This is a genomic window from Promicromonospora sp. NPDC052451 (assembly GCF_044547525.1).
Lineage (GTDB): Bacteria > Actinomycetota > Actinomycetes > Actinomycetales > Cellulomonadaceae > Promicromonospora.
The window spans coordinates 195,235-217,434 of sequence record NZ_JBIUAP010000011.1 but is presented as its reverse complement, the minus strand read 5'-3'; the positions used below and the strand labels follow the sequence as shown (position 1 = coordinate 217,434).

The window sequence follows — 22,200 nt, the reverse complement described above, 5'->3', positions numbered from 1 at the left end:
ATCTCCTGCTCCTTGGTTACTCGGTTACCAGTGGTTACTCAGAAACCATAGGAGAGTTAAGGTGGGTGCGGAAGGACGCACTTCTCGGTGACGGAGGAACCAGATGGTGACCACGCAGGTCGACGAGCCGGCCCAGGACGACATCATGCGCGCGGGGACGCTGGCGCGGGAGATCTTCTCCGACGTCGCGAACAAGTGGGCCCTGCTCATCATCGAGACGCTGGGCGACCGGACGCTGCGGTTCAGCGAGCTGCGGGACGCCCTGGAGGGGATCAGCCACAAGATGCTGACCCAGAACCTGCGGATGATGGAGCGCAACGGCCTGGTCGAGCGCACCGTGCACCCCGTGGTGCCGCCGCGGGTCGAGTACACGCTCACCGGGCCCGGCCGGGGCCTGCGCGCCACGGTCGACCTGATGTGCGAGTGGACCCGGCAGAACATGGGGCACATCGAGTCCTCCCGCCGGGGGTTCGACGCCTGAGGGGCCGGGTCCGAGTTCTCGACGTGCACTTTTGACCCGATCGTGACCGTTGTGGTGTTGACCACGTGGGCACGGCCCGGCACCGTTCTCCCCGGCACGCCTGTTCGTCGTACGTCCGCGCGCCCGCGTACGCGGGGCGCGCTGTGCCGCATCCCCCGGGCAAGTGCAAGTTCGAAGGAGAACCCCCAGTGCGTCGAAAGATCCCGCTCATCGTGACGGCGGCAGCCGTGGCCGTGGCCCTGGCCGCGTGCGCCACGCCGTCCGGTGCGTCCCCGGACAGCTCTTCGTCCGCCACCGGCGGGCGCCAGGCGGTCACCGTCGGCGTCATCCCCATCGTGGACGTCGCCCCGATCTACCTCGGTGTCCAGGAGGGCATCTTCGCCAGGCATGGGCTGGACGTCACGCTCGAGCTCGCCGACGGCGGGGCGGCGATCGTGCCCGCCGTGGTGAAGGGCGACTACCAGTTCGGGTTCAGCAACGTGACCTCCCTCCTGATGGCCTCGAACCAGGGTGAGCCGCTCAAGATCGTGGCGCCCGGGAACTTCTCGACCGGGCAGGACGGCGTGGACTTCAGCGCGGTGGTCGCCCCCGGTGACTCCGACATCGCGACGGCGGCCGACCTGGCCGGGCGGACCGTCTCGGTGAACTCGCTCAACAACATCGGCGACACGACCGTGCGCAACGTGGTCGACGCCTCGGGCGGCGACCCGGCGGCCGTCGAGTTCGTCGAGATGCCCTTCCCGGAGATGCTCCCGGCTCTCAAGGGCGGGCAGGTCGACGCGGCCTGGGTCGTGGAGCCGCACCTGACCACGGCGGTGCAGCAGGGCGCGAAGATCATCAGCTCCAACTTCGCCCAGACCGACCACGACCTGCTCGTCGCGGCGTACTTCACCTCCGACCAGACCCTCGAGCAGGACCCGGAGACCGTGGCCGCCTTCACGGCGGCGGTCAAGGAGTCGCTCACCTACGCGCAGGACCACCCGGACGAGACGCGGGCCGTGCTCGACACCTACACGGAGATCGACCCGGTCGTGAAGTCGGTGATGGTGATGCCGCGCTTCGCCGCGGACATCGAGCCCACCTACCTCCAGGTGCTGGCCGACCTCGGCCTGAAGTACGGCCTGTTCGACAAGCCCGTGGACGTGACCAAGCTGCTCGTCCAGGAGCCCGCGCAGTGACCGCGGCCCGCCGGCCCGGCTGACCCCCGGCCGGCGGGCGGTGCCGCACCGTTGCGGGGCCACGGGCTGCTACGCGCCCCTGACCTGCGGTTTCGTCCTGCCGTGACGGTCTCGTGGTGGCCCGGTCGTGGTGACCGGATCGTGACAAAACGGGGTGTTGACCCCGGCTGCCGATCCTGCGAGTGTTCTCCCTGAGCACAGGCGTTCGGATGCCGCACACCTGCGAACCGCAGTGGCGCGCCGAATCTCAATCGCAATCACCATGTCTCGAAGGAGAACCACAGTGCGTCGCACGTTCCCTCTCGCGGTGGTGGCCTCGGCCGCAGCCCTCGTCCTGGCCGCCTGCGGCGGCACCTCCGACGCCGGAGGGGAGGGGGACGCCCCGGCCGACGGCGAGCTCACCCCGGTGACGGTCGGCGTCATCCCGATCGTCGACGTCGCCCCCATCTACCTCGGTGTCCAGGAGGGCTTCTTCGAGGAGCAGGGCCTCGAGGTCACCCTGGAGCTCGCCCAGGGCGGCGCGGCGATCGTGCCCGCCGTGGTCAGCGGCGAGTACCAGTTCGGCTTCAGCAACGTGACGTCCCTGCTCGTCGCGTCCTCGCAGGGCCTGCCCCTCAAGGCCGTGGCGGCCGGCAACTACACCACCGGCACGCCGGGCGAGGACTTCGGCGCCGTCGTGGTGCCGGAGGGCTCGAAGATCAAGGACGCGGCCGACCTGGCCGGCAAGACCGTCGCCGTCAACACGCTCAACAACATCGGCGATACCACGATCCGCAAGGTCGTGGGCGACGCGGGCGGCGAGGCGGACGACGTCGAGTTCGTCGAGATGGGCTTCCCCGACATGCCGGCCGCCGTCGCGGGCGAGCAGGTGGACGCCGCCTGGGTGGTCGAGCCGCACCTGACCACCGCCCTGGAGCAGGGCGCTGAGGTCGTGGCCTCCAACTTCGCGGAGACCGACCCCGACCTGATGATCGCCGCCTACTTCACCTCCGACCAGCAGATCGCGCAGGACCCGGAGACCGTCGAGGCGTTCACCGCCGCCATGGAGCAGTCGCTCACCTACGCGGAGGAGCACCCGGACGAGACCCGGGCCGTCCTGGACACCTACACCGAGATCGACCCCGCGGTGAAGGAGGCCATGGTCATGCCGAAGTTCTCGGCCGACCTGACCGACGCCTCGTTCCAGCTCCTGGCCGACCTCGGCACGGAGCAGGGCATGTTCGACGAGCCCGTCGACGTGAGCAAGCTCCTGCCGTGACCCGCACGCACCGGCTCGCCGGTCGCCGCACCCCCGCCTGGGCCCTCGGCCTGGCGGGGGTGGCGGTGCTCCTGCTCGTGGTCGAGCTCGCGCCCCGGCTCGGGCTCGTGGACGCGCGGTTCCTGCCGCCGACGTCGCGCATCCTGACGGCACTCGCCGAGCGGCTCGGCACGCCGGAGTTCTGGACGGCGCTCGGCCAGACGCTCACCACGTGGGTCACGGGCCTGGCGATCTCGCTGGTCGCCGGCGTGGTGCTCGGCGTCGTCATCGGCTCCGTACCGGTGCTGCGCGCCGTGACCGCCTCGACCATCGAGTTCCTGCGGCCGGTGCCGTCGGTCGCGCTGATCCCCGTGGCCGTGCTGCTGTACGGCACGGGCATGGTCTCGACGCTGCTGCTGGTGGTCTACGCCAGCTTCTGGCAGGTGCTGGTCCAGGTGCTCTCCGGCGTGCGGGACGTCGACCCCGTCGCCTCCGACACGGCGCGCTCCTACCGGTTCTCGACGCTGACCCGGATCCGCACGGTCGTGTGGCCCACCACGCTGCCGTACGCGATGACGGGCCTGCGCCTGGCCGCGAGCGTCGCCCTGATCCTCACCGTGACCGGCGAGCTCCTCATCGGTACGCCGGGCATCGGCAAGCTGCTCGGCGTCGCGCAGTCCTCGGGTGCCGTGGAGTCGATGTACGCGTACGTGGTGGTGGCCGGCCTGCTCGGGGTCGCCGTCAACGTGCTCGCGCGGGCCCTGGAGGGGCGCGTGCTGTTCTGGCACCCGTCGGTGCGCGGGGAGGTGGCGGCATGAGCAGCGCCTGGAAGGTCCTGCGGCCCGTGCTCGTGACGCTCGGGCTGCCCGCCGTGATCGTGGCGACGTGGTGGTTCACGAGCGCCGGGAGCACCTCGTTCTTCAACCCGCCGCTGAGCATCATCGTCGGCACGTTCCGCGAGACGTGGTTCTCCGCGCCGCTCGGCGAGAGCCGCCTGGCCGTGGACGTGGTCCCGTCGGTGCTGCGCCTGCTGGCGGGCTACGCCGTCGCCCTGGTGGCCGGCATCGCGCTCGGCGTCGCCATCGGGTCCTCCCGGGCGCTGCGCGCCTTCGCGGAGCCCGTGCTGGAGTTCTTCCGGGCCGTGCCGCCGCCGGTGCTCGTCCCCATCCTCATGCTGTTCTTCGGCATCGGCGACACCATGAAGATCGTCGTGATCGCCATCGGCTGCCTGTGGCCCATCCTGCTCAACACGGTCGAGGGCGTGCGCGGCCTGGACCCCGTGCTGCGCGACACGGCCCGGGCCTACCGGCTGGGCACCGTGGCGACGCTGCGCCACCTGGTGCTGCGGGGCGCCAGCCCGCAGATCGTGACGGGCGCCCGGCAGGCCCTGTCCATCGGGATCATCCTCATGGTCATCAGCGAGATGTTCGCCGCCAAGGACGGCCTCGGCTTCTCCATCGTGCAGTTCCAGCGCAGCTTCGCCATCCCGGAGATGTGGAGCGGGGTCATCCTGCTCGGCGTCGTCGGCGTGCTGCTGTCCCTCGTCTTCCGGGCCGTGACGGACGCGGTCCTGCGCTGGTACCTCGGGTACCGGCAGTCCCAGCACGGAGGTGCCTGACATGTCCAGCCCCGCGAACACGGCCGCCGACCGCGCCGCTCCGGACCGTGCCGCGGCCGAGCACCCCGGCGGCGCGCGCCTCGACGTCCGCAACCTGCGCAAGGTCTACACCGGCCGCGGTGAGCCCGTCGAGGCCATCGCCGACCTCACGTTCGAGATCCGGCCGGGCGAGCTGGTGTGCGTCGTCGGCCCCTCGGGTGCCGGCAAGACGACGCTGCTGCGCTGCATGGCCGGCCTCATGCCCGCCACCTCCGGCGAGCTGGTGCTCGGCGACGTCGCGATCACCGGCCCCCCGCCGGGCATGGCCGTGGTGCTGCAGGAGTACGGGCGCTCGCTGTTCCCCTGGATGAGCGTGGCCCAGAACGTCGAGCTGCCCCTCAAGGAGAAGGGTGTCGGCAAGGCCCGCCGGGCGCAGCTGGTGGGCGAGACGCTCGCGGCGGTCGGCCTGGCCGACGTGGCGGCGTCCTACCCGTGGCAGCTCTCGGGCGGCATGCAGCAGCGCGTGGCCATCGCCCGGGCCGTGGCCTACGAGCCGCAGGTGCTGCTCATGGACGAGCCGTTCGCGGCCGTCGACGCGCAGACCCGCTTCGAGCTCGAGGACCTGGTGCGCACGCTGTGGAAGCGCCTGGGCATCACGGTCGTGTTCGTGACCCACGACATCGACGAGGCCATCTACCTCGGGGAACGCGTGCTCGTCCTGTCGGCCCGGCCCACGGTCGTGCTGGAGGACGTCGCCGTCGGCCTGGGTGCCGAGCGCGACCAGCTCGAGACGCGCGGCGACGCCGAGTTCGCGCGCCTGCGCACGCACGTGTACGAGCTCGTCCAGCAGGCCAAGAAGGGCGTACGTAGCCTGGCCGACGCGCACCTCACGCATCCGGCGGACGTCCCGCCGCGAGCCGGGGCGTGATCGATGGACCGAGCCGAGGGGGACCTCATGGTCGAGGAGACGAGTGACGCGGGTGGCCGCTCGCCCGAGTTCGTGCAGTCGCTGGAGCGCGGGCTGGCGGTGATCCGGGCGTTCGACCAGGACCACCGGTCGCTCACGCTGAGCGACGTGGCGCGGGAGGCGGGGCTGAGCCGTGCCTCGGCGCGCCGGTTCCTGCACACCCTGGTCGAGCTCGGGTACGTCGCGAGCGACGGGCGGGAGTTCACGCTGCGCCCGGCGATCCTCGACCTCGGCTACGCCTACCTGTCGAGCCTCACGCTGCCCGAGATCGTGCAGCCGCACCTGCGGGAGCTGTCGGCGCAGGTGGGGGAGTCCTCCTCGGTGGCGGTGCTCGACGGCGCGGACATCGTCTACGTGGCGCGCGTGGCGACGCACCGGATCATGAACGCGGCGATCCGGGTGGGCACCCGGTTCCCCGCCTACGCCACGTCGATGGGGCGGTCGGTGCTCGCCCACGCCGAGCCGGCCGAGGTGGACGCCTACCTCGCCTCGACCACGCTCAGCGCGCTGACGTCGCGCACCGTCACCCGGCCCGACGACCTGCGTGCCGTGCTGGCGCAGGTGCGGGAGCAGGGCTGGGCCCTCGTGGACCAGGAGCTGGAGGAGGGGCTGCGCTCGGTCGCGGCCCCGCTGCGCGACGGCACGGGCCGCGTCGTCGCGGCGGTGAACGTGTCCGCGCCGGTCCGGCGCGGTGAGATCGCCGAGATCCTGGAGCACCTGCTGCCCCCGCTGCAGGCCGCCGCGGCCGCCATCGAGTCCGACCTGGCCCGGATGAGAGGAACGATCTGATGGCGACCGCCTATGTGTTCGACGCGGTCCGGACCCCGTTCGGCCGGTACGGCGGGGCCCTGTCCGGGGTGCGGCCCGACGACCTGGCCGCCTTCGTGGTCGGCGAGCAGGTGCGGCGCGCACCCGGGCTGGACCCCGCCGTGGTCGACGACGTGATCCTGGGCAACGCGAACGGCGCGGGCGAGGAGAACCGGGACGTGGCACGCATGGCCGTGCTGCTCGCGGACCTGCCGATCACCGTGCCGGGCACCACCGTCAACCGGCTGTGCGGGTCCTCGCTGGAGGCCGCCGTGCAGGCGGCCCGGGCGATCGAGGCCGGGGACGCCGACGTGGTCGTGGCCGGCGGCGTGGAGTCGATGAGCCGCGCCCCGTGGGTGCTGCCCAAGACCGAGCGGCCGTTCCCGGCGGGCGACCTGAACCTGTCCTCGACCACGCTGGGCTGGCGCCTGGTCAACCCGCGGATGCGCGCCGACTGGACCGTCTCGCTCGGCGAGGCGACCGAACGGCTGCGCGAGAAGCACGGCGTCACGCGCGAGCGGCAGGACCAGTACGCGCTGCGCAGCCACCAGCTCGCCCACGCGGCATGGGAGGCCGGGCACTACGCCGACCTCGTCACGCCGTACCCGGGCACCGACCTGACGCGCGACGAGCCGATCCGTCCCGGCACCTCGCTGGAGCGGCTGGCGGCCCTCGCACCGTCGTTCCGCCCGGCGGGGGACGGTCCGTCCGGCGGCACGGTCACCGCGGGCAGCTCCTCCCCGCTGACGGACGGCGCCTCGGCGGCGCTGATCGGCTCCGAGCGCGCGGCGGCGCTCACCGGCCTCGAGCCGCTCGCCCGCATCGCGGGGCGGGCAACGGTGGCGGGCGAGCCGCAGTACTTCGGGTACGCCCCCGTCGCGGCCACCGAGCGGGCCCTGGAGCGGTCGGGCATCACGTGGGACGACGTCGCCGCCGTCGAGATCAACGAGGCCTTCGCCGCGCAGACCCTGGCGTGCCTCGACGCCTGGCCGGTCGAGGAGGGGATCGTCAACGCCTGGGGTGGTGCGATCGCCGTCGGGCACCCGCTCGGGGCGTCCGGGACGCGCGTGCTCGGCACGCTCGCCCGCCGCCTGGCGGCCACCGGCGGCCGCTGGGGCGTGGCGACCATCTGCATCGGCGTGGGGCAGGGCATGGCCGTGGTGCTGGAGAACGTGTCCGGCGGGGCTGCATGAGCGCCACCGTGTTCGGCACCGGCGCCCTCGACGCGCTCGGGGACGTCGCCGACGGATCGACCGTGATGATCGGCGGGTTCGGCCCGGCAGGCCAGCCCGTCGAGCTCGTGGAGGCCCTGCTGGAGCAGGGCGCCACCGACCTCGTGGTGGTGAGCAACAACGCCGGCAACGGCGAGGACCCGCTCGCCCGGCTGATCCAGCACGGGCGCGTGGCCAAGATGGTCTGCTCGTTCCCGCGGCAGGTCGACTCCTGGCACTTCGACGCCGCCTACCGGTCCGGCGCCGTGGAGCTGGAGCTCGTGCCGCAGGGCAACCTGGCCGAGCGGATCCGGGCCGCCGGCGCCGGGATCGGCGCGTTCTTCACGCCCACCGGCTTCGGCACCCCGCTCGCCGAGGGCAAGGAGCACCGGCGCATCGACGGCGTCGACCACGTGCTGGAGTACCCGATCCACGCCGACCTCGCCCTGGTGCGCGCCGACCGGGCCGACGGCGCCGGGAACCTCGTGTACCGCAAGACAGCCCGCAACTTCGGACCGATCATGGCGACCGCCGCCCGGCGGACCGTGGTCCAGGTGCGCGAGGTCGTCCCCGTCGGGGCGCTCGACCCGGAGGCCGTGGTGACGCCCGGCATCTACGTGGACGCCGTGGTCGAGCTGCCCGCCCGCGCCGCCACGACGGAGATCACGGCATGACCCCCCTGGACGACACCCGCACGGTCACGGACGCCCCGCTCACCAAGGCGCAGATCGCCGCCCGGGTCGCCGCGGACATCGCGCCCGGGTCGTACGTCAACCTCGGCATCGGACTGCCCACGCTCGTGGCCGACCACCTCGCCACGGGCAGCGGCATCACGCTGCACACCGAGAACGGCATGCTCGGCATGGGCCCCTCCCCGGACGCCGACGCCGTCGACCCCGACCTGGTCAACGCCGGCAAGATCCCCGTCACGGAGCTGCCCGGCGCCTCCTACTTCCACCAGGCCGACTCGTTCGCCATGATGCGCGGCGGCCACATCGACGTCTGCGTGCTGGGGGCCTTCCAGGTCTCGGTCACGGGCGACCTCGCCAACTGGTCCACGGGCGAGCCCGGGGCCGTGCCCGCCGTCGGCGGGGCGATGGACCTGGCCGTCGGCGCCCGGCGCACCGTCGTGACCATGACGCTGCTGACCAAGGACGGCGCGCCCAAGCTCGTGGAGCGCTGCACGCTGCCGCTCACCGGCGTCGGCTGCGTCTCCCGCGTCTACACCGACCTGGCTGTGCTCGACGTGGGCCCCGGCGGCGCGCGCGTCGTGGAGACCTACGGCACCACGCACGACGAGCTCGAGACGCTGCTCGGCCTGACCCTGGGAAGGACCCCGTGACCGCATCGCCAGCCCCGGAACGCACACCCGTCGCCGTCGTGGGCGGCGGCCCCGCCGGGCTGCTGCTCTCGCACCTGCTGCACCGCTCCGGGATCGAGCACGTGGTGCTGGAGGCCCGCACTCGCGACGAGATCGAGCACACGCACCGCGCCGGCATCCTGGAGGCCTCCTCCGTGCAGGTGCTCGCGGACAACGGCATGGACCGCGTGCTGCGCGAGGGCGACCGGCACGACGGCATCGTGCTGCGCTTCGACGGCGCCGACCACCGCGTGGACCTGACCGGGCTGACCGGGCGCAGCGTGTGGCTCTACCCGCAGACCGCCGTCTTCACCGACCTCGCCACGCGCCGGGAGGCCGACGGCGGCGACGTGCGCTGGGGCGCCACCGTCACCCGGGTGCTCGACGCCGGCACCGACCGGCCCGGCGTGCTGTGGACCGACGCGGACGGCGCGGAGCACGAGCTGCGCTGCGACGTGCTGGTCGGCGCCGACGGGTCGCGCTCCACGCTGCGGCACACGCTGCCCGAGTCGCAGCGGCACACGTACGCCCACGAGTACCCCTACGCCTGGTTCGGCGTCATCGTCGAGGCCCCGCGCAGCGCCCCCGAGCTCGTGTACACCACCTCCGAGCACGGGTTCGCGCTGATCAGCCAGCGCACCGAGACCCACCAGCGGATGTACTTCCAGTGCGACCCCGGCGAGGACCCGGCCGGCTGGACCGAGGACCGGATCTGGGCCGAGCTCCAGCGCCGCGTGGCCGGCCCCGACGGGTTCCGGCTCGTGGAAGGGCCCGTCCGGGAGCGGTCGGTGCTGCGGTTCCGCTCGTCCGTGGTGGCACCCGTGCGACACGGGCGCATGCTGCTCGCCGGCGACGCCGCCCACACCGTGCCACCCACCGGCGCGAAGGGCCTCAACCTGGCGCTCGCGGACGTGGTGGTGCTGCACGACGTGCTGGAGACCTGGTTCGCGAAGCGGGACGACGCCGTGCTCGACGAGTACGGCCGCCGTGTGTCGGAGCGGGTGTGGCGCGCACAGCACTTCTCCGCGTGGATGAGCGCCATGCTGCACGCCCACCCCGGCGAGACGGGGTTCGCCGCCCGGCGACGGCTGGCCGAGCTGCGCACCCTGGTCGCCTCCGAGGCCGGCCGGCGGTTCCTCGCCGAGGGGTACACCGGCTGGGGACCGGTGCTCGGGGAGCCCGCGGGCGCCGCGTGACGGCACGGGGACGGACGACGACGTCGAGAGGACGAGGACGATGAACCACACAGCGACACAGGTGCCCGCGGCGCCGAGCACCGTGCTCGACGCGGCCGCGGACTCGCAGGCGCAGCTCAGCGCCGAGATCGCGGCCGCGCACACCGCGTACGCCGAGGGCCTCGACGGGGGCGCCCCGGAGGAACAGGGACCGCGCCGCAACTGGCCCCCGTACCGCAGCTCGCTGCTGCGCCACCCGACCAAGGACCTGCACCACGCCGACCCGGAGACGATCGAGCTGTTCTCCCCGGTGTTCGGCGAGCGCGACATCGGGCCGCTGGAGGCCGACCTGACGGTGCAGCGCGACGGCGAGCCCATCGGGGAGCGCATCGTGGTGCGCGGCCGCGTCGTCGACGGCGAGGGCCGGCCGGTGCGCCGCCAGCTCGTGGAGGTCTGGCAGGCCAACGCCGCCGGCCGGTACGTGCACAAGCGCGACCAGCACCCTGCGCCGATCGACCCGAACTTCACCGGGATCGGCCGCATGCTGACCGACGACGACGGCTGGTACCGGTTCCAGACCATCAAGCCCGGGCCGTACCCGTGGAAGAACCACTTCAACGCCTGGCGGCCCGCGCACATCCACTTCTCGCTCTTCGGGCGCCAGATCACCCAGCGCATCGTCACCCAGATGTACTTCCCCGGGGACCCGCTGTTCGCGCTGGACCCCATCTACCAGTCCATCCAGGACCAGCGCGCCCGCGACCGGCTCGTGGCGACCTATGACCACGACACGTCCGAGCACGAGTGGGCCACGGGCTACCGGTGGGACATCGTCCTGACCGGGTCGCACCGCACGTGGACCGAGCCGGAGGACGGCGATGAGTGACCTGCTGCCCCCGACGCCGGGTCAGACCGTCGGGCCCTTCTTCGGGTACGCCCTGCCGTACGCCCACGGCAACGAGGTGGTCGAGGCCGGCACCGCGGGCGCCGTCCGCCTGCAGGGGACCGTGCGTGACGGCGCGGGCACGCCCGTGCCCGACGCCCTGGTCGAGATCTGGCACGCCGACCCCGCCGGGAACGTCGTGGGCCGCAGCGGCTCGCTGCTGCGCGACGGCACGTTCACCGGCTGGGGCCGCGCCGAGACCGACCGCGAGGGCGGGTTCTGGTTCCGCACGCTCACCCCGGGGCCCACCGCGCCCGGGCGTGCCGCGTTCTTCCACGTGACGCTCTTCGCCCGCGGCCTCCAGGACCGCCTCTTCACGCGCGCCTACGTGCCCGCCGAGGACGGGGCGGGCCAGGCGGCGCTGGCCGCGGACCCGCTGCTCGCCTCGCTCGACGCGCAGCGACGCGCGACGCTGGTCACCGTGCGCGAGCCGGACGGCGCGCTGCGCTTCGACATCCGCATGCAGGGGGAGGGGGAGACCGTGTTCCTGACGTACGACGACGGTCCCGACGCGGGCCGGGACGGCGTCGGTGCCTGACGTCGGCCTCCTGCTGCCGGGCACGGCGGGCGACGAGGGGACCGACGACGTCGCCGTCCTGCGCGCGCTCCTGACCGCGGAGGCCGCCTGGGTGCGTGCCCAGGCAGCCGCCGGCCTGGTGCCGGACGGGGCTGCGGACGTCGTCGACGCGGCGGCCGCGGGGCTCGCCGGGACCGGAGCCTCCGGCCGGGACGCGGCCGAGGAGCTGGCCCGCGAGGTCGCCGCGCAGGCCGCGGCCGGTGGCAACCCCGTGATCCCCTTGCTCGCCGCGCTGCGGGCGGCCGCCCCCGAGCACGCCGCGACGATCCACGCCGGGCTGACCAGCCAGGACGTGCTGGACACCGCGCTGGTGCTGGTGCTCCGCGACGCCGCGCGCACGGCCGGCGCCGACCTCGACCGGGCACGTACGGCCGCGGCCCGACTCGCCCGCACGTACCGGGACGCCCCGGCCCTGGGCCGCACGCTCGCCCAGGCCGCCGTGCCGACCACGCTCGGCGCCCGGTTCGCGGGCTGGCTCGCCGGCCTGCGCGCGGCGCGCGACGCGCTCGCGAGTGCCGCCGCGGGGCTCCCGCTGGCGTACGGCGGGGCAGCCGGCGAGCTGTCGGGCGTCGCCCGGCTCACGGACGACCCGTTCGCGCTCGTCGACGCCTGGGGTGCGGAGCTCGGCCTGCCCGTGCCGCCCGGCCCCTGGCACACCACGCGCGCGCCCATGACCCGCGCCGCCGACGCCCTCGCCGAGACCTGCGCCGCGCTCGGGCACGTCGCGGGCGACGTGCTCCAGGGCGTTCGGCCCGGCACCGACGAGCTGCGCGAGCCGGCGGCGCCCGGCCGGGGTGCGTCGTCGGCCATGCCGCACAAGCGCAACCCGGTGCTGTCCGTGCTGCTGCGCCGGTCCGCGCTCGCGGCGCCCCACCTCGCCGCCACCGTCCGGACGGCGGCGGGCCTGGCCGCCGACGAGCGGCCCGACGGCGCCTGGCACGCCGAGTGGCCCGCCCTGCGCGACCTCGCCCGGCACGCCGTCGCGGCGTCCCGGCTGGGCGCCGAGCTCCTCGACGGGCTGGAGGTCGACGCCGAGGCCGCCGCCCGCAACCTGCGCGCGGCCCTGCCCGACGCCCACGGCGTGGGGCTGGCTCCCGCCCTCGTGGACCGGGTGCTCGCCGCCACCGACGACCGCACGGAGGAACCATGACCGCCGACCCCGCGCTCGGGGTGGTCCCGTTCGCGCTCACCGACGCCGCCCGGCCGCTCCTCGTGCTCGGCCCCTCGCTCGGCACGAGCGTCACGGCCCTGTGGCAGGACGTCGTCCCGCTGCTGCCGGACGTCGACGTCGTGGGCTGGGACCTTCCCGGCCACGGCTCGGCGCCTGCACCCGACCCCAGAGGCCTTGCCGGGCTCACCGTGCCGGACCTCGCGCGCGCCGTGCTCGACGTGGTCGCGCGGGCGCAGGCCGAGCGCGGCGACGTCGGCGCGCCGTTCTGGTACGCGGGCGTGTCCGTGGGCGGCGCCGTGGGGCTGCACCTGCTGCTCGACGCGCCCGGCCGGCTGCACGGCGCCGCCCTGATCTGCACCGCCGCGTCGTTCGGGGAGCCAGGGCCGTGGCTCGACCGGGCCCGGCTCGTGGAGTCCGCGGGAACGCCCACCCAGGTCGAGGGGTCGGCCCGGCGGTGGTTCGGCCCCGGGTTCGTCGAGCGGGAGCCGCGGGTCGTGCTGCGCCTGCTGGGCAGCCTCCAGACGGCCGACCGGTTCGGGTACGGGGCCGTGTGCCGGGCGCTGGCCGCCTGGGACGCGCGACCCGGGCTCGCCGGGGCGGGCGGGCCCGGGTCGTCCGTCCCCGCGTCGTCCGTTCCCGTGGTGACGATCGCGGGGGAGCACGACCTGCCCGCGCCGCCCGCCGCCCTGGCGGAGATCGCCCGGGGCGTGGGCGCCGTCCGCTCCGAGGTGCTCGACGGCGTCGCGCACCTCGCGCCCGCCGAGGCGCCCGCGCGCGTGGCCGAGCTGGTGCGGGATCTCGTGACGGCGGGGGTGGCACGATGAGCGGGGACACCGGACACGGCGCCGGGGCGGAGCGAGCCGAGGCAGGCATGCGCGTGCGCCGTGAGGTGCTCGGCGACGCGCACGTGGACCGCGCGACCGAGCGCACCACGGACTTCACCGCCGACTTCCAGGACCTCATCACCCGGTATGCCTGGGGCGAGATCTGGACGCGGCCGGGTCTGGACCGGCGCTCCCGCTCGATGATCACGCTCACGGCCCTGGTGGCGGGCGGGCACTGGGGCGAGCTCGCGATGCACGTGCGCGCCGCCCTGCGCAACGGCCTGTCCGTGGACGAGCTGCGCGAGGTGCTGCTCCAGAGTGCGATCTACTGCTCGGTGCCGAGCGCCAACCACGCGTTCGCAGTCGCCCAGGACGTGCTGCGTGAGGAGGGGCTGCTCTGAGCGCCGGACGGATGGAACCGGGCCGCGCGGGGGTCGGCGGCGGGCTGGTGCTCGTGGGCGTGCTCGCGATCGCGGCCAACCTGCGTGCCGCCATCACCGTGGTGGGCCCGGTCGCGGACGACGTGGCGGCCGACCTGGACCTGTCCTCGACCGAGGTGTCCCTCCTGGTGTCGCTGCCGCTGCTGTGCTTCGGCGCGTTCGCGCTGGTGGCTCCGCGGCTCCTGGCGCGCTGGGGGATCGAGGCCACCGCCGTCGCCGCGCTCACCGCGCTCGGGGTCGGCATCGTGGCCCGCTCCGTGCCGCTGCCCGGCGCGCTCTGGGTGGGCACGGTGCTGCTCGGCGCGGGTGTCGCCACCCTGAACGTCGCCCTGCCCGCCCTGGTCAAGCGGGACTTCCCGCAGCGGGTCGGGCGCCTGACGGGCGCGTACTCGGCGACGCAGTCGGCGTTCGCCGCGATCTCCACGGTGGTCGCGGTGCCGCTGGCGGGCACGCAGCCGGAGGGATGGCGGATCGCGTTCGGGGTGTGGGTGGGCACGACCCTGGTGGCGCTGGGGGTGATGGTGCCACGGTGGCGCGCTGCCCGCGGGTTCCCGGTGCGGGATGGTGCGGGCTCGTCCGAGGGGCTGGGCCGGGCGCCGGACGGACGGGGCGGGGAGCCCGGCGCACCGGCGAGGAGGGGTCCCGCGCCCTGGCGTACCCTGCTGGGCTGGCAGGTGGCCGGCTACATGGGCCTGCAGTCGACGTTCTACTACTCGGTGGTCACGTGGTGGCCCTCGGTCGAGACCGGCGCGGGTTTCACGCCGGGCGCGGCGGGTGCGCACCAGGGCCTGCTCCAGGTGACCGGCATCCTCGCGTCGCTGCTCGCGGGGCGGCTCATCGACCGGAGCCGGGCGCGCGGGCAGAGCGGGCTCGCGGTGGCGTTCTCCGGGGTGTCGGCCGTCGCGGTCGTGGGCGAGCTGCTGGCGCCCGGCTGGTGGCCGGTCTGGATCGTGCTGCTCGGGGCGGGGACCGCCGCGGCATTCGTCACCGCTCTCTCGTTGTTCGGCCTGCGCACGGAGCACCACGCCCAGGCCGGGGCACTGTCGGGCATGGCCCAGGCGTTCGGCTACGGCCTCGCGGCGCTGGGCCCGCTCGTGATCGGCACCCTCCACGACGCGACGGCGGGCTGGACCGTCCCGCTCGTGGTGCTGCTGGCGATGAAGCTCCCGGAGGTGCTGGCCGGCGCCCTGGCGGGCCGGCGGCGCACGATCGCCTAGATGGTTGGTCCCGGTCAGGTCGGGTGGGTCCAGGTGAGGTCGGGCTGCTGGGGCCTGGTTGATGTTCGGCCGGGTGTCCGGGTCGGTGGACGGTGTCGTGACCGGCGGGGTGGTGGGCTGGGTCGATAAGCGATCGCGCCGTGGTGGTGGGTGGTGTGGCAGTCGATGGTGTAGCGGCTGCGGGGGATGCGTCCGGGGGTTGGGCCGGTCATGCCGACTGCCGGTGTCCATTCCGGGGCAGGGGTGCGATCGCGAGCCATGGCGGGGTTCTGGGCGTGGTCGGTCTGCCTCTGGTCGGCTTGGGCCTGCTCGGCCTGCCTCTGGTCGGTCTGCCTCTGGTCGGTCTGTGGCTGGTCGGTCCCGGTGGATGGCGACGTGTCGCTGTCTGCAGGCACACCGGAATCACGCGTCCGACCTGTGTTCCGTTCGCGGTCTGGTTCGGTGTCGTGGATCCTGGCCGGTATCCCGCCCCGGTCGGCGCGCAGGGGTGTCGGTGGCATGGGTGCTACCGAGAGGTGGGTGTGTCCGGTCGGGGTGGTGGTCTCCACGGCGTGGCGTCCCTCGTGCTGGGTGGTCTTCTGTACCCAGCCGGGTGCCTGCTTGGCGTGGTTGCACCGGGCGCACAGGCCTTGCCCGTTGTCCAGGCTCGTCTCACCACCCTCAATGTGGGGGGTGATGTGGTCCAGGTGCCGGATCGGCGCATCACACCACACTGTGGCACACACACCCTGCCCCCGAGCCCGCAGCAACGCCGCCAGGCCTTGGGGATGGAACCGGGAGGTGGACGTCGTGGCCAACAGGCGACCCTGTGGGTCGGTGTAGATGCTGCGCAACCACGCCGCGTTCGTGTCGATCGCGTGGGCTGCGAGGTTGCGGGCCACCGGCGCCGGGACCACACCCCCACCCACCGGGACACCCTCGGTCACAACGCCAGGCTGGGTGCCACCGGCCAGGAGCGTGTCGTCGGAGACCAGGAGGTTGATCGTCACCGGTACGTCCGCGGCCTGCCCGGGCTCACGACCGGTGACCCGCTCGATCAGGGTGTCGGCCATGATCTGCCCACCCGACCGCTCGTCCCCGGTGGCCTTCACGGACTCAGCAGTTGCCTTGAGCTGCGCGTAGGCCTGTACTCCCTGCCCCATCGGAACCAGGGCGGTCAGGTAGACCATCAGGTCCGGGGCCGGGCGGATCGAGACCCGCCGCTGCGACACCGCACGAGCGTTGCGGTTCACGCACGCGTGCACATCCAACCGGGCGGCGAGTTCCTTGATCCGGGCCACCAACCGCCGCGTCCCCATCCGCGCCAGCTCCTCCAGGCGCGCGGGGCCGCAGACCTGCTCGTCGATCAGAGCACGGTGCTCCACCGACAGGTGCGACGTCTCCCGCACCAACAGGGTGGCCCGCCACTGCGAGAGGATCCCCGCCCGTAACGCCGCGAAGGTGTGGGGCATCTGGGTGACCCACACCCGGGACGTGGACACGAACCCGGCACCGGCGTGCGGGGACACCCGTAGCGCGGCACCGACCTGGTTCGGCACACCACGACCACGCCGCTCCACCCGAACACCCTGCGCGGCTTCCTCAGCCCGCGTCGCCTCGTCCAGGGCGACCGCGAGCCGGGCCTGCGTCGCAGTCACCGCAGCCTTCACCGCCTCCAACTCACCCAACACATCCACCCACCCCGCCTGGACCTCCCGCGAGACCAGACCCGACACGGACATGTCAGCAGCACCCGGCAGAATCAACCCCGCCAACGCCTCCCGCACAGCCCGCACATCAGCCACAGTGCCGACACCCTCGGGCAGCACATCCTCGGGCAGCACCGACCCGGCAGGCTGCCCGCCCGCCAGTCCCCGCACCCCACCCGATCGCGTCATACCATCATCCTATGGCACACCTGTTCGATGCGCCCGCTGAGTTGGGGGCTTTGCCGACAGCAGAACCCGACGTCAGTCGTCGTGGTGGTCGTGGGCCTTGATCTCCCCGGTCAGGGCAGCCACGGGCACCGCACAGGCCTCACCGCGCCACGCCTCCACCCCCTCGCGGACCGCGAAGCCGGCGATCACCAGCGCGGCCACGGCGTCGGCCCATGTCCAGCCCAGCAGGCCGTTGAGCAGCAGCCCCACGAGCAGTGCGGCGGACAGGTAGGTGCAGATCAGGGTCTGCTTGGAGTCGGCCACTGCGCTGGCCGAGCCGAGCTCACGGCCGGTGCGCCGCTCGAACCAGCTCAGGAACGGCATCACCAGCAGGCTGACGGCGGCGAGCGCGATGCCCACGGGGCTGTGCTCCGGTTCGCGCAGCCCGGTCAGGGACAGGGCGGCGTCCACGGTCACCCACGCGGCCAGGCCGAAGAAGGACACGGCGATGACCCGCAGCGCCTTCCGCTCGCGTGTCTCCGGATCGGGTGCGGCGAACTGCCAGGCGACCGCTGCCGCCGACAGCACCTCGACCACCGAGTCCAGGCCGAACCCGACCAGAGCGGCCGACGACGCCACGCTGCCGGCCGCCAGGGCGACGACCGCCTCGACGGTGTTGTATGCGATGGTGGCGCCCACGACCCACCGGATCCGGCGGCGCAGCACCAGCACGCGGGCCGGGGCGAGCGTGGCGGTCACGCGCCTGCTCCCGGGCCGCAGCACAGCGGGACGTCGCAGTGCTCGTCCCGGCACGGGGCGCCGTCGTCCACCGCGAGCACCGTCTCGACCAGCACGCCGATGGCCCGGGTGAGGTGCGGGTCGGCGATCTCGTACCGGGTCTGCCGGCCCTCCGGGGTGGCGACCACGATGCCGCAGCCTCGCAGGCAGGCCAGGTGGTTCGACACGTTCGTGCGCGTCAGGTCCAGGTCGCGGGCCAGCTGCGCGGGGTAGCCGGGCTCCTCGATGAGGCTCAGGAGGATCCGGGACCGGGTCGGGTCGGCCATGGCGCGGCCCAAGCGGTTCAGCACGTCCAGCCGCGAGGCAATGGTCAGCATCTGCTGACCATACAGTGATCGCTGACCTATGGCGAGGCCGCCCGCGACGGCTCCGCGGTGAACGGCAGCGGGTCGAACGTGCCGAACCGCGCACGGAACTCGCTCGCCCGCCCGGGCCACAGCAGCGTGAGCCGGCCCGACCGTTCGTCGACGTACCAGCTCCGGCAGCCGCCCCGCAGCCACACCGTCCCCGCGGCCAGCCGGTCCACCTCGCGGGTGTACGCGGCCTCGGCCGCCGCCGAGACCTCCAGCGGGCCGCCGGTCGCGTCCAGGTGGTCGAGCGCGCCGAGCACGTAGCCGATCTGCGCCTCGATCACCTCCAGCGCCGAGTGGTGCCCCAGCCCCGCGTTGGGGCCGTCCAGCACGAACAGGTTCGGGAACCCGTGCACCACCGTGGAGGCGTGGCTCGTCATGCCGTCCACCCAGTGCTCGGCCAGCGTGCGCCCGTCGCGACCCGTCACCAGGTCCGCGAACGGCGGGCGCGTGGTCTCGAACCCCGTGGCCAGCACCAGCACGTCCACCTCGTACCGCGCGCCCGACGCCGCGACGACCGTGGACCCCTCGACCGCCACCGGGGCGCTGGGCTCCAGCGTGACGTGCGGCCGCTGGAGGGCCGGGTACCAGTCGTCGCTGAACAGCGCGCGCTTGCAGCCCACGGCGTAGTCCGGGGTGAGCAGCGCCCGCAGGGCCGGGTCCGGCACCTGGGCGTGCAGGTGCGCCCGGGCCTGCTCGCGCAGCACCGCCTCGGCGGCGCTCCCCGCCACGCGCGCGTCGAACAGGTGCTCCGCCTCCTCCGCGAGCGCCGCCCGGTCGGGCGGGGCCTCGCCGGGCGCGTACGCGCGGTCGCCGCGCGGCAGCACCCACGGCGGCGTGCGCTGCAGCACGACGACGGACGCCGCCCGCTCGGCCACCTCGGGCACAAGCTGCACGGCGCTGGCGCCGGTGCCGACGACGCCGACCCGCAACCCGTCCAGCGACCGGGCGTCCCAGCGCGCGGAGTGGAACATGCGGCCGGGGAACGTGCCGAGCCCCGGGATGTCGGGCACGCGGGGCTCGCTGAGCCGCCCGACGGCGGTGACCAGCACCCGCGACGTCAGCGGCCCGCGGGACGTGGACAGGTGCCAGGCGGCGGCGTCGTCGTCCCAGCGGGCGGCCGTGAGGCTGGTGCCCAGGCGCAGGTGCGGGTCCAGGCCCTCGGAGCGGGCCACGTCGCGGACGTACCGGTGGATCTCGGCGCCCGGGGCGAACACCCGCGACCAGGCGGGCTGGGGCAGGAACGAGTAGGAGTACAGCGCGCTCGGGATGTCGCACGCGACACCCGGGTAGACGTTGTCGCGCCAGGTGCCGCCCACGTCGTCGGCCCGTTCCAGGACGGTGAAGCCGGGGCGTCCGGCGCGCCGGAGGCGGGCGCCGAGCCCGACGCCGGCCAGCCCGGCGCCCACGATCGCCACGTCGACGTCGGGGCCCGGGCCGTCGGGGTGGGCAGGGCCGCTGTGCTCCGGGTGCGCCGTCGTCACCTCACCTGCTCGTACGTGGTGGTGCGCTGGCGGACGGGTCGGCCGAGCTCGGCGGCCAGCCGGGTCACGTCGGCGACCGTGAGCTCGCGGCCCTGTTCGGGGCCGGCGTCGGGGTCGAGCACGCCGTCGAGCAGCACGCCGCCCAGGTCGTCGGCACCGCCCGCGAGCACGCGCTGTGCCCCGCGCATGCCGAGCTTGGTCCAGGCCGCCTGCACGTGGTCGATGCGCCCCGCGAGCAGGAGGCGCGCCACGGCGTGCAGGGCGCGGCTCTCGCGCGGGGTCGCGACGCGGGCGCCGGACACCGGCACGGGGGACTCCGTGGGGAGCCACGGCATGGGGATCAGCTCGGTGAAGCCGCCGGTCGCGTCCTGGACGCGCGCCAGGGTGCGCAGGTGCCGCACCTGGTCGCGGGCCGACTCGACGTGGCCGTACACGATCGTCGCCGTCGAGCGCAGGCCCGCGGTGTGTGCCGCGGCGACGAGCTCGACCCAGCGGTCCGCCGGGATGTCGGTGCCGCCGGTGAGCAGGTCGCGGACCCGGTCGTCGAGGATGCGCGCGCCGGTGCCCGGCACGGTGTCGACGCCGGCCGCCCGCAGCTCGGCCAGCCAGTCCGCGAGCGGCAGGCCCGCGCGAGCGGCGCCGTCGGCGAGCTCGGCGGGGCGGAAGGCGTGCAGGTGCAGGCCGGGGCCGCCGCGCTTCACGGCGCGGGCCAGGTCGAGGTAGGCGTCGGCGCCCTGGTCGGCGGGCGGCACGCCCTGCGCGCACACCTCCGTGGCGCCCAGCGCGACGGCCTCGGCCGCGAGCTCGGCGACCCGCTCGGGCGGCAGCCCCAGCGACGCGTCGATGTTGCGGTTCACGGCGTAGGTCACGGCGTCGCCCACCCGCTCGCGGCGCACCTGGTCGGCGAGCGCGGTGAGGTCCTCGAGGTCGGCGCCGTCGGCCCCGAGCAGCTCGACCCAGGCGGCGTCGTCCGCCCCACGGGGGTCACTCCGGACATCGCTCAACAACGCCCCCAACCGCCCGCCTCCGTCGAGTGCTGGGTATCCGCCCTTCCGGGGCGCCGAGGAGGGCGAATGTCCAGCACTCGACGAAGCGGCTGGCGTGGGCGGGACGGGGGAGGAGGGGAACTCGCCCAGGAGGGCGTCGTGGCGGGCCAGGCCGTAGTCGTCCGCCTGGGCCAGGACGCGGTCGCGGAGGCGGTCGTCGATCCAGTCGGCGCCGGCGCGGGCCTCGCGCAGGTAGTGCGGGTGGGCGGTCAGGCGCTCGCGCAGCGCGTAGCCGCCCTCGGCCGTGAGCCGGGCCAGGTCCTCGATGTGCGGCCAGGGCCGCTCGGGGTTCACGTGGTCCGGGGTGAGCGGGCTGACGCCGCCCCAGTCGTCGATGCCGGCGCGCACCAGGAGCTGGAGCTCGGCGGCGTCGGTCAGGTTCGGCGGGGCCTGCACCCGCATGCCGGGGCCGAGCAGCACCCGGGTGACGGCGACGGCGGCCGCGTACTCCTGCGTCCCGAGGTCGGCGGCGCCCATCATGGCCGTGGCCGACTTGGCGCGGAAGTTCTGCACGATCACCTCCTGCACGTGACCGTGCCGGGCGTGCGCGTCGCGCAGGGCCAGGATCGAGTCCACGCGCTCGGCGTAGTTCTCGCCGATGCCCAGCAGCACGCCGGTGGTGAACGGGATGCGGGATCGGCCCGCGTCCTCGATCACGCGCAGCCGCAGGGCCGGGTCCTTGTCGGGGGAGCCGAAGTGGGCCTCGCCCTTCTCGGTCCACAGCCGCGACGAGGTGGTCTCCAGCATCATGCCCATGGACGGGCCGACCGGCTTGAGCCGCTGCAGCTCCGCCCACGACATGACGCCGGGGTTGAGGTGGGGGAGCAGGCCGGTCTCGTCGAGGATCAGGCGCGCCATGTGGCCCACGTAGTCGAGCGTCGAGGCGTAGCCGTGGTCGTCGAGCCACTGCCGGGCCACCGGCCAGCGGTTCTCCGGCCGGTCGCCGAGGGTGAGCAGGGCCTCCTTGCAGCCCAGCGCGGCGCCCTGCCGGGCGACCTCCAGCACCTCGTCGGCCGACATGTACGGCGAGATGCCGGCCTTGGCGAGCTTGCCCGGCGTCTGCACGAAGATGCAGTAGTGGCAGCGGTCCTGGCACAGGTGCGTCAGCGGCACGAACACCTTGCGGGAGTACGTGATGACGCCGGGCCGGCCCGCGTCCCGCAGACCCTCGTCCCGGAGCGCCCCGGCCACGGCGAGGAGCCGGTCCAGGTCGGTGTCGCGCGCGTGCAGCAGCAGCTCGGCGTCGGCGCGACCGGGCGGCGCGCCCCCGCCGTCCTCCAGCCGGCCGAGCGCCGCCGCCAGGACGCCGGGTTCCGGGGGAGGTGGCTGGTCGGCGTCGCGGGAGGGAACACGCAGGGACAGCGGAACGGTCATCAGCCCACCTCGGGTACGGGAACCGGATCGTGAGGGTCCGGAGGGGACGAGGCGACACTACGTCATCGGGCGGGGCGTCCACGGGGGCGCCCGGGAACCGGCGCCCC

The 22,200-nt window shown here is 74.2% G+C and carries 22 protein-coding genes; 17 read left to right on the top strand and 5 right to left on the bottom strand.

All coding sequences use genetic code 11. The features are described 5' to 3' along the window. Positions 1 to 103 precede the first annotated feature (103 nt). The 17 genes from ACIG47_RS19710 to ACIG47_RS19630 all read left to right on the top strand — a co-directional run bounded on the left by ACIG47_RS19710 (position 104) and on the right by ACIG47_RS19630 (position 15,185). On the top strand, positions 104 to 481 hold the full coding sequence (locus ACIG47_RS19710; RefSeq protein ID WP_397415844.1) for a winged helix-turn-helix transcriptional regulator: 378 nt from the start codon (positions 104 to 106) through the stop codon (positions 479 to 481). Positions 482 to 669: 188 nt separating this feature from the next. Next, positions 670 to 1,659, top strand: coding sequence for an ABC transporter substrate-binding protein (locus ACIG47_RS19705; RefSeq protein WP_397432794.1), 990 nt, complete (start codon positions 670 to 672; stop codon positions 1,657 to 1,659). A gap of 283 nt (positions 1,660 to 1,942) precedes the next feature. Continuing rightward, positions 1,943 to 2,917, top strand: a complete 975-nt coding sequence (locus ACIG47_RS19700) for an ABC transporter substrate-binding protein (RefSeq protein WP_397432793.1) — start codon at positions 1,943 to 1,945, stop codon at positions 2,915 to 2,917. Beyond that, positions 2,914 to 3,714 (top strand): ABC transporter permease, encoded by an 801-nt coding sequence (locus tag ACIG47_RS19695; RefSeq protein ID WP_397432791.1) that lies wholly within the window; start codon positions 2,914 to 2,916, stop codon positions 3,712 to 3,714. Before ACIG47_RS19700 ends, ACIG47_RS19695 begins: the two co-directional genes overlap by 4 nt. Beyond that, complete coding sequence (locus tag ACIG47_RS19690; RefSeq protein ID WP_397432789.1) at positions 3,711 to 4,514, top strand: ABC transporter permease; 804 nt, start codon at positions 3,711 to 3,713, stop codon at positions 4,512 to 4,514. Before ACIG47_RS19695 ends, ACIG47_RS19690 begins: the two co-directional genes overlap by 4 nt. Position 4,515: 1 nt before the next feature. Then, the gene (locus ACIG47_RS19685; protein ID WP_397432788.1) at positions 4,516 to 5,421 is read left to right on the top strand and encodes an ABC transporter ATP-binding protein; all 906 of its coding nucleotides are present in this window, start codon (positions 4,516 to 4,518) and stop codon (positions 5,419 to 5,421) included. A gap of 3 nt (positions 5,422 to 5,424) precedes the next feature. After that, positions 5,425 to 6,249, top strand: a complete 825-nt coding sequence (locus ACIG47_RS19680; RefSeq protein ID WP_397432787.1) for an IclR family transcriptional regulator C-terminal domain-containing protein — start codon at positions 5,425 to 5,427, stop codon at positions 6,247 to 6,249. After that, entirely contained in the window at positions 6,249 to 7,460 is a 1,212-nt protein-coding gene (locus ACIG47_RS19675) for a thiolase family protein (RefSeq protein WP_397432785.1), read from the top strand. The genes ACIG47_RS19680 and ACIG47_RS19675 overlap by 1 nt, the downstream gene beginning before the upstream one ends. Further along, on the top strand, positions 7,457 to 8,152 hold the full coding sequence (locus tag ACIG47_RS19670) for a 3-oxoacid CoA-transferase subunit A (protein ID WP_397432783.1): 696 nt from the start codon (positions 7,457 to 7,459) through the stop codon (positions 8,150 to 8,152). The genes ACIG47_RS19675 and ACIG47_RS19670 overlap by 4 nt, the downstream gene beginning before the upstream one ends. Further along, positions 8,149 to 8,820 carry a 3-oxoacid CoA-transferase subunit B gene (locus ACIG47_RS19665; RefSeq protein WP_397432782.1) on the top strand — a complete coding sequence of 224 codons (672 nt, stop codon included), beginning with the start codon at positions 8,149 to 8,151 and terminating at the stop codon, positions 8,818 to 8,820. The genes ACIG47_RS19670 and ACIG47_RS19665 overlap by 4 nt, the downstream gene beginning before the upstream one ends. Further along, positions 8,817 to 10,034 carry a 4-hydroxybenzoate 3-monooxygenase gene (locus tag ACIG47_RS19660; RefSeq protein WP_397432781.1) on the top strand — a complete coding sequence of 406 codons (1,218 nt, stop codon included), beginning with the start codon at positions 8,817 to 8,819 and terminating at the stop codon, positions 10,032 to 10,034. The genes ACIG47_RS19665 and ACIG47_RS19660 overlap by 4 nt, the downstream gene beginning before the upstream one ends. Before the next feature lie 40 nt (positions 10,035 to 10,074). After that, positions 10,075 to 10,899, top strand: coding sequence for a protocatechuate 3,4-dioxygenase subunit beta (gene pcaH, locus ACIG47_RS19655; protein ID WP_397432780.1), 825 nt, complete (start codon positions 10,075 to 10,077; stop codon positions 10,897 to 10,899). After that, positions 10,892 to 11,494, top strand: coding sequence for a protocatechuate 3,4-dioxygenase subunit alpha (pcaG, locus tag ACIG47_RS19650; protein ID WP_397432779.1), 603 nt, complete (start codon positions 10,892 to 10,894; stop codon positions 11,492 to 11,494). Before pcaH ends, pcaG begins: the two co-directional genes overlap by 8 nt. After that, the gene (locus ACIG47_RS19645) at positions 11,487 to 12,683 is read left to right on the top strand and encodes a lyase family protein (RefSeq protein WP_397432778.1); all 1,197 of its coding nucleotides are present in this window, start codon (positions 11,487 to 11,489) and stop codon (positions 12,681 to 12,683) included. Before pcaG ends, ACIG47_RS19645 begins: the two co-directional genes overlap by 8 nt. Beyond that, complete coding sequence (locus ACIG47_RS19640; protein ID WP_397432776.1) at positions 12,680 to 13,528, top strand: alpha/beta fold hydrolase; 849 nt, start codon at positions 12,680 to 12,682, stop codon at positions 13,526 to 13,528. Before ACIG47_RS19645 ends, ACIG47_RS19640 begins: the two co-directional genes overlap by 4 nt. Beyond that, positions 13,525 to 13,929: a 4-carboxymuconolactone decarboxylase gene (gene pcaC / locus ACIG47_RS19635; protein ID WP_397432775.1), complete on the top strand. Its 405-nt coding sequence runs from the start codon at positions 13,525 to 13,527 to the stop codon at positions 13,927 to 13,929. Before ACIG47_RS19640 ends, pcaC begins: the two co-directional genes overlap by 4 nt. A gap of 11 nt (positions 13,930 to 13,940) precedes the next feature. Beyond that, entirely contained in the window at positions 13,941 to 15,185 is a 1,245-nt protein-coding gene (locus ACIG47_RS19630; RefSeq protein WP_397432774.1) for an MFS transporter, read from the top strand. A gap of 14 nt (positions 15,186 to 15,199) precedes the next feature. Here the strand turns inward: ACIG47_RS19630 and ACIG47_RS19625 are convergent, their stop codons facing one another. The 5 genes from ACIG47_RS19625 to cofG all read right to left on the bottom strand — a co-directional run bounded on the left by ACIG47_RS19625 (position 15,200) and on the right by cofG (position 22,093). After that, positions 15,200 to 16,906: an HNH endonuclease gene (locus ACIG47_RS19625; protein WP_397432811.1), complete on the bottom strand. Its 1,707-nt coding sequence runs from the start codon at positions 16,904 to 16,906 to the stop codon at positions 15,200 to 15,202. 228 nt (positions 16,907 to 17,134) lie between these two features. After that, the gene (locus ACIG47_RS19620; protein ID WP_397432773.1) at positions 17,135 to 17,800 is read right to left on the bottom strand and encodes a cation transporter; all 666 of its coding nucleotides are present in this window, start codon (positions 17,798 to 17,800) and stop codon (positions 17,135 to 17,137) included. Beyond that, entirely contained in the window at positions 17,797 to 18,156 is a 360-nt protein-coding gene (locus ACIG47_RS19615; protein ID WP_397432772.1) for an ArsR/SmtB family transcription factor, read from the bottom strand. Before ACIG47_RS19615 ends, ACIG47_RS19620 begins: the two co-directional genes overlap by 4 nt. A 26-nt stretch (positions 18,157 to 18,182) precedes the next feature. Beyond that, positions 18,183 to 19,673 (bottom strand): flavin-containing monooxygenase, encoded by a 1,491-nt coding sequence (locus ACIG47_RS19610; protein WP_397432771.1) that lies wholly within the window; start codon positions 19,671 to 19,673, stop codon positions 18,183 to 18,185. Next, positions 19,670 to 22,093, bottom strand: coding sequence for a 7,8-didemethyl-8-hydroxy-5-deazariboflavin synthase CofG (gene cofG, locus ACIG47_RS19605; protein WP_397432770.1), 2,424 nt, complete (start codon positions 22,091 to 22,093; stop codon positions 19,670 to 19,672). The genes ACIG47_RS19610 and cofG overlap by 4 nt, the downstream gene beginning before the upstream one ends. Between the last annotated feature and the right edge of the window lie 107 nt (positions 22,094 to 22,200).